General features: G+C 70.1%; 2 protein-coding genes and 1 pseudogene. 2 read left to right on the top strand and 1 reads right to left on the bottom strand.

Annotated elements, in window-relative coordinates; all coding sequences use genetic code 11:
• A pseudogene (locus BACI9J_RS22675) lies at positions 1-249 on the bottom strand (hypothetical protein); the annotation flags it as partial.
• Position 250: 1 nt separating this feature from the next.
• On the opposite strand from BACI9J_RS22675, the gene BACI9J_RS22680 reads away from it, so the two are divergent.
• Both BACI9J_RS22680 and rplM read left to right on the top strand, forming a co-directional pair.
• On the top strand, positions 251-550 hold the full coding sequence (locus BACI9J_RS22680) for an LPXTG cell wall anchor domain-containing protein (protein WP_159736647.1): 300 nt from the start codon (positions 251-253) through the stop codon (positions 548-550).
• A 332-nt stretch (positions 551-882) separates the two neighbouring features.
• A complete protein-coding gene (gene rplM, locus BACI9J_RS22685) occupies positions 883-1,329 on the top strand; it encodes a 50S ribosomal protein L13 (protein ID WP_159736648.1) in 447 nt (148 codons plus the stop codon).
• Positions 1,330-1,420 lie beyond the last annotated feature (91 nt).

Raw genomic sequence — 1,420 nt, forward strand, 5'->3', positions numbered from 1 at the left:
CCCGGGCACTGAGCCGACGCCGACGCCGACGCCGATCCCGTCTCCGGGTGCCGGCGGCACGACGCCGACTCCGGGTGGGACGCCCACCGCGGTCCCGACCCCTGGTCCGTCGGCTGCGCCGGTCGCCCCGGTGGCGCCGTCGGAGTCGGTGTTGACGGAGGCGAACCGTGGTGGGGTCTCGGCGCCGGCGTCGGCTCGTGCGGGGGAGACCATCACGGTGACGGTGGGTACTGCGTCTGCCGGTGACACGGTGAACGTGTGGTTGTTCTCGGAGCCGACGCTGATCGGCACGGCTGTGGTCGCTGCTGACGGGACGGTCCGGGTGACGATCCCTGCCGACACGGTGGCTGGTGCGCACCGGTTGGCGGTGACGGCTGCGGACGGCACGCTGATCGGGTGGAGCCCGATCACGATCACCGCGGACGGGCAGCTCGCGTTCACGGGCGCCGCAGGGATGGGTGCCGGTGCGCTGGTGGCGTTCCTGTTGCTCGCGGCGGGTGCGGGTGTGCTGGTCGTGCGTCGCCGCCGTCGGGCTGCGGCGGCGGAGTAGTCCCCACGCCCCACGTCGGGGCGATGAGTGTGCAGAAGACGTCGGGTTCGCGGTGCGGACCCGACGTCTTCTGCTCACCCATGCGCGGTGGGCGCGACCGCGCGGCGGACGGGAGGCGCGGTGCGGGGCCGCCCCGCGCCTCCAGGCCGCGGGTGGCCGCGTTTGACCGACGCACCCCGCGTCGGCTAGGCTCTCGCCTTGGTCTGTGCGCCCCGCGCGCGGACAGTCAGATGAGCCCTCCAACCGAGGTGTTCCCCGTGCTTCTGCCCGCGGAACTCCCGACCGGAGTGGGATTCACGGACTCCTCACCTCGACACGAAAGCAGCACTCCTGTGACTCGCACGTTCTCACCGAAGCCGGCAGACGTCCAGCACGACTGGATCGTCATCGACGCCACCGACGTCGTCCTCGGCCGTCTCGCCACCCACGCCGCGGCGCTCCTGCGCGGCAAGCACAAGGCCACCTTCGCCCAGCACATGGACATGGGTGACTACGTCATCATCGTGAACGCCGACAAGGTCGCACTGACCGGTTCGAAGCTCGCGAAGAAGGTCTACTACCGTCACTCGGGGTACCCGGGCGGCCTGACGGCGACCTCCTACCCGGAGATGCTCGGGAAGCAGCCCACCCGCGCCGTCGAGAAGGCGATCCGCGGCATGCTGCCGAAGAACACCCTCGGCCGCGAGCAGCTCAAGAAGCTGAAGGTCTACGCCGGCGCGGAGCACCCGCACGCCGCGCAGCAGCCCAAGGCGTACATCTTCGACCAGGTCGCACAGTAGTTCCGGCCACGACGACTTCAAGGACATAGAGAAACTCATGGCTCAGATCGCTGATTCCCTCGACCAGACCCCGGAGAGCTTCACCACGGAG

The organism is Arthrobacter sp. 9V, from assembly GCF_902506065.1.
Taxonomy (GTDB): domain Bacteria; phylum Actinomycetota; class Actinomycetes; order Actinomycetales; family Micrococcaceae; genus Arthrobacter.